At 61.2% G+C, this 4645-nt stretch carries 7 protein-coding genes; 2 read left to right on the top strand and 5 right to left on the bottom strand.

What is annotated here, in order from left to right:
* A partial coding sequence (locus OQK_RS12880) for an RsmE family RNA methyltransferase (RefSeq protein ID WP_038860912.1) occupies window positions 1-268 on the top strand: 268 nt, incomplete at its 5' end.
* A gap of 136 nt (window positions 269-404) precedes the next feature.
* On the opposite strand, the gene trhA is transcribed toward OQK_RS12880, so the two are convergent.
* Window positions 405-1022, bottom strand: coding sequence for a PAQR family membrane homeostasis protein TrhA (gene trhA, locus OQK_RS12875; protein ID WP_016772759.1), 618 nt, complete (start codon window positions 1020-1022; stop codon window positions 405-407).
* A 141-nt stretch (window positions 1023-1163) separates the two neighbouring features.
* Between trhA and OQK_RS12870 the strand changes: the two genes are divergently transcribed.
* A complete protein-coding gene (locus OQK_RS12870) occupies window positions 1164-2084 on the top strand; it encodes a LysR family transcriptional regulator (RefSeq protein WP_016772758.1) in 921 nt (306 codons plus the stop codon).
* 117 nt (window positions 2085-2201) lie between these two features.
* On the opposite strand, the gene madM is transcribed toward OQK_RS12870, so the two are convergent.
* The 4 genes from madM to OQK_RS12850 all read right to left on the bottom strand — a co-directional run.
* Window positions 2202-2966 (bottom strand): malonate transporter subunit MadM, encoded by a 765-nt coding sequence (gene madM / locus OQK_RS12865; protein WP_038861195.1) that lies wholly within the window; start codon window positions 2964-2966, stop codon window positions 2202-2204.
* A 5-nt stretch (window positions 2967-2971) separates the two neighbouring features.
* Window positions 2972-3364: a malonate transporter subunit MadL gene (madL, locus tag OQK_RS12860; protein WP_016772756.1), complete on the bottom strand. Its 393-nt coding sequence runs from the start codon at window positions 3362-3364 to the stop codon at window positions 2972-2974.
* Between the two features lie 67 nt (window positions 3365-3431).
* Window positions 3432-4352, bottom strand: a complete 921-nt coding sequence (gene mdcH / locus OQK_RS12855; protein ID WP_016772755.1) for a malonate decarboxylase subunit epsilon — start codon at window positions 4350-4352, stop codon at window positions 3432-3434.
* Window positions 4349-4645: malonate decarboxylase holo-ACP synthase (locus tag OQK_RS12850; RefSeq protein ID WP_016772754.1), on the bottom strand; the 297-nt coding region annotated here is incomplete at its 5' end. The genes OQK_RS12850 and mdcH, both read right to left, overlap by 4 nt.

The raw sequence follows: 4645 nt of genomic DNA, 5'->3' as shown, positions 1-4645 counted from the left end.
GCCGGTGTTGCTGGCGGACTGGCTCAAGCAGACCGAAGCCGAATTGAAACTGGTGCTGCACCCGGTCGCAGAACCGCTGGTCAGCCATGCCAAACCGGCGACGCTGGCGTTCCTGATCGGACCGGAAGGTGGCCTGACGGACGGCGAAGTCGAGCAAGCCAAGGCCAACGGCTTCCACGCCGCCCGCCTCGGCCCACGCGTACTGCGTACCGAGACCGCGCCGGTGGTGGCGCTGGCGGTAGCCCAGCAACTTTGGGGTGATTTCTAAACCTTTTTGCCGGACTGATCGTTCCCACGCTCTGCGTGGGAATGCGGCCCGGGACGCTCCGCGTCCCAAACAGCGTGACGCAGAGCGTCACAGGAGGCGTTACCACGCAGAGCGTGGGAACGATCAGTCAGCCGGGCTACAGGACGTAAAACAGAATCGCGACAAAGTGCAGCAAGCTCCCGGCAATCACGAACAGATGCCAGATGCCATGGGCATGCCGCAGCCGGTGATCGAGGGCAAAAAAGATAATCCCCACCGTATACAACACCCCGCCCGATGCCAACCAGGCAAACCCCGTCGTGCCCAGTGCGGCAATCAGCGGTTTGACCGCGACCAGCACGATCCAGCCCATCACCGCGTAAATCACGATCGACAGAATCCGTGCCTCGGAGCGCGGTTTGATCTCTTGCAGGATGCCGATCAGCGCCAGCCCCCAGACAATCCCGAACAGCGTCCAGCCCCACGGCCCGCGTAACGTCACCAGGCAAAACGGCGTGTAGCTGCCGGCGATCAGCAGGTAGATCGAAAAATGGTCGACCTTCTTCATGATCGCTTTCTTGCGCCCGCGCACGCTGTGGTACACGGTCGAGGCGCTGTAGAGCACCAGCAAAGTGAAGGCGTAGATCGCCACGCTGACGATCTTCCACGGACTGCCGTCGAGGCTGGCAATCACCAGCATCCATACGCCGCCGATAAACGCGGCGATGGCTCCGACCAGATGGGTCCAGGCGTTGAGTTTTTCCCCGTGATACATGTGTCGCATACCTCGTAGTCACAACCGCAAGCGCGCAAGGCTCGGGCCTTGAGCGTAAAAGCGCAATGTTTCTGTTCAACCTCGCCTGCGCGTCACGCGGGAATTGGGCACAATCGGCCGATACCAAAAAGAGTCCGCGCCATGCTGATCGACGAAGAATTGACCCTGAAAAAACTCGAGGTGTTCCTCGCCTTCATGCGCACCGGCAACCTCGCCCGCGCCGCCGCCGAATTGCAGACCAGCAACGTCAGCGTGCACCGCGCCATTCACTCTTTGGAAAACGCCCTGCGCTGCCCGCTGTTCAAACACGAAGGGCGCAATCTGACGCCACTGGAAAGCGCCTATGTGCTGGAAGAACGTGCGCAGAAGCTGATCAACGACGTCGTCGACAGCGTACGCCTGACCCGCGAAGCCGCCGGGTTCTCCGCCGAGCGTTTCAAGCTCGGCTCGCTGTATTCGCTGACGGTGAAAACCGTGCCGCAGCTGATCATGGGCCTGAAAATCCGCCGCAGCGAACTCAACATCGACCTGATTCTCGGCTCGAACATCGACCTGCTCTACAAGCTGAAAAACATGGAAGTCGACGCGATTCTGGTGTCGCTGGACGACAGCATCAACGACCCAGATTGCGAACAGATTGCGCTGTTTTCCGACGACATCTTCCTCGCCACCCCGGCGGATTCAAAATTCGCTCAGCGCAGTGAAGTCGATCTGGCGGAAGTGCGCGATGAAACCTTCATCACCCTGACCCAGGGCTTCGCCACGCATCAGGACGGTGTGCGGGTGTTCAAGCAGGCAGGGTTCGAGCCGAAGGTGGCGATGCAGGTCAATGACATCTTCACTTTGCTGAGCATGGTCAGCTCAGGGGTGGGCTACGCCTTGTTGCCGGGGCGGATTGCGGCGGTGTACGAGAACCGGGTGAAGCTCATCCCGTTGCAGGTGAAGTACCGCTTGCAGCAGCACATTGGCGTGGTGTTTCTCAAGGCCAAGGAGCGTGATCCGAATCTGCTGGCGTTGCTGGCGGAATGTCGGATGTATGCCAATCGCCAAGCCAGCTCATGATCGTTCCCATGCTCTGCGTGGGAATGCCTCAATGGACGCTCTGCGTCCGCTTTGGGACGCGGAGCGTCCCGGGCTGCATTCCCACGCAGAGCGTGGGAACGATCAATGTCAGGTCGATCAGCCCATCAACCCGCGCATCGCCAGAAACAGCAGCGAAGGCCCCAGCAGACACCCAAGCGCGGTGTAGAACGCCGCCGTCAGGCAACCATATGGCACCAGCTTCGGATCGGTGGCCGCCAAGCCGCCGGCAACGCCGCTGGAGGTGCCCATCAAGCCGCCGAAAATCACCGCGCTGCGCGGGTTGTTCAGGCCGATCATCGGTGCCACGAACGGTGTCATCACCATCACCAGAATCGCCTTGATCAGCCCCGCCGCGATCGACAGCGCCATCACCTCGGAACTGGCACCGATCGCCGCGCCGGTCACCGGGCCGACGATATACGTCACGGCGCCCGCGCCAATCGTGGTCAGGCTGACCGCATCGGTGTAACCAAACGCCATCGCCACGCCAACGCCCGCCACAAACGAGGTGCCGACGCCGACAAACAGCGCCAGCACGCCGACAAACCCGGCGCGTTTGAGCTCGTCGACACTCACGCCAAACGCGGTGGCGACAATCGCAAAATCGCGCAGCATGGCGCCGCCGAGCAGGCCGATACCGGACAACAACGGAATATCCACCACGCCCTTCTGCCCGCCGGTCAGCGCGCCGCCGACATAAGACAGCACCAGCCCGAGCAGAATCGCAATCGCTGAACCGTGCAAACGGCCCTTGGTGAAGGTGTTGGACATCCAGTAGGACACCCACATGGTCAGGCCGACAATCAAAAAGCCGCTGATCAGACCGTAGCCGGTGATCACTTTCATCATTGATTCGTACATGGCGATCACCCCGCAGTCTTGGCAGGAGCAATCGGCGTTTCTTGCTTGTTGCCCATGCGCGTCAGCACCGGCACCAAGGCAAAAGCGATCACTACGGCGAGGGTGCCGGCAAGAATCGCCATCGGCCCGCCCTTCAGCGCACCGTAGACATTCTGCTGCGCGGCCATGGCGACCACGATGGGAATGTAGATCGCGCTCCAGAACTCCACGCCCTGCTCGGTCTTGCCCTTGAGCCAGCCACTCTTGTAGAGATAGCTGCCCAGGCCGATCAACAGCAGCATCGCAATGCCGACACCGCCGACGTTGGCCGGCACGCCGATCAGCTTGCCGAGCAGTTCACCAACCCAGATACCGACCAGCGTGCAGAAGGCGAGAAACGCCACACCGTAAATAATCATTGTTGTAGTCCTCAAAGTGCATCGTCGAATGTTGTTTTTGTTGTTCGAAGCTTGAGTCGCGGCGGTTTTATAGTTGGCGGCCACCCTCCTCTCGCAACAGCGCTTGCAGGGTGTCGAGGCGGGCACTATCGAAGGCAGTGACAGTGCCCTGCTCGAACACCCGGCGCGCCAGCCCGGTCAGCACCGCACCGGGCGGCAGTTCGATCTGTAGACGTACGCCGCGCTCGTAGGCGCTTTGCACGGTGCCGCGCCAGTCCACCACGCGGCACATGTTGAACGCGAGGTCGTCGCGCAGCGCTTCGACTTTGCTCACAGGCCGCGCGCGACTGCCGCTCAGATAAGCGATTTTCGGGTTCTTCAGTTCAACCTTGGCGAAGGCCTCGGCAAGCGCCTGCGCCGGTTTTTCCAGCAATGGGCAGTGCGACGGCACGCTCACCGCCAGACGCTTCGCCAGTCCGGCGCCACGATTGCGCGCCAACTCGGCCACCGCTTGCATGGCCCGGTCGCAGCCGGCAATCACCACTTGGTTATCGGCATTGATATTGGCCAGATACACCGGCGAATCTTCGCTATGCACCTGCGCCAGCAGCGTTTCGACGGTGGATAACTGCAAACCGATGATCGCGGTCATGCCGTAGCCCTGTGGATAAGCCTGCTGCATCAACTCACCGCGCAGGCTGACCAGATGCAACGCGTCATTGAAGCTCAAGGCGCCCGCCACCACCGCCGCCGGGTAGGCACCGATGGACAGGCCGGCGACGTAATCCGCAGTCAGTCCATCCTGCAATAACTGCCGCGAAGCAGCGACACCGGCGATCAGCAGGCACAGCTGCACCGCTCTGGTCGTGCGCAATGCCTCGGCTGAATCCAGCAGCGCAACATCTTCGCCCAGCACATCACTGGCCTCGACCAACGTTTCCCGAGGCAAACGCTGGAGCATGCCCGCTTGCTGCGCGCCCTGGCCGGGAAACACCAACAGACTGCTCACGCCGCCTGCTCCTGCGGGTTCCACGGATCAATTACCAGGCAAGCCTGATCAGCATTTTTCAGCAGCACTCGGAACGAACCGCTGGCCCATTCACGCAGCGCCACAGCACCGAATGGCGTTTGCAATTGCATGTCGACCCGGCACACAGCCTGATCGAAAAGCGCCACGAGTTTGCAGGCCTGATTGCGTGTGATCATCTGCGGCGCACGCAGAATCAGATCGAGATCACTGGCCGCGTGCATTGCTCTGAAACCACTGGCCAATTCAAACCCGACACTGCCGCTGACACCCCA

Origin of the sequence: Pseudomonas sp. R62, assembly GCF_000257605.1 — a bacterium.
In the GTDB taxonomy this organism is placed as follows: Bacteria; Pseudomonadota; Gammaproteobacteria; order Pseudomonadales; family Pseudomonadaceae; genus Aquipseudomonas; species Aquipseudomonas atacamensis.
Note: the sequence above shows the minus strand (reverse complement) of the source record. Positions and strands in the feature narration are given on the sequence as shown.

Bases quoted from the DNA above. Each gene is read 5' to 3' on its own strand.
- trhA (WP_016772759.1), bottom strand. From the start codon at position 1,022: ATGTATCACGGGGAAAAACTCAACGCCTGGACCCATCTGGTCGGAGCC.
- madM (WP_038861195.1), bottom strand. From the start codon at position 2,966: ATGTACGAATCAATGATGAAAGTGATCACCGGCTACGGTCTGATCAGC.
- OQK_RS12870 (WP_016772758.1), top strand. From the start codon at position 1,164: ATGCTGATCGACGAAGAATTGACCCTGAAAAAACTCGAGGTGTTCCTC.
- madL (WP_016772756.1), bottom strand. From the start codon at position 3,364: ATGATTATTTACGGTGTGGCGTTTCTCGCCTTCTGCACGCTGGTCGGT.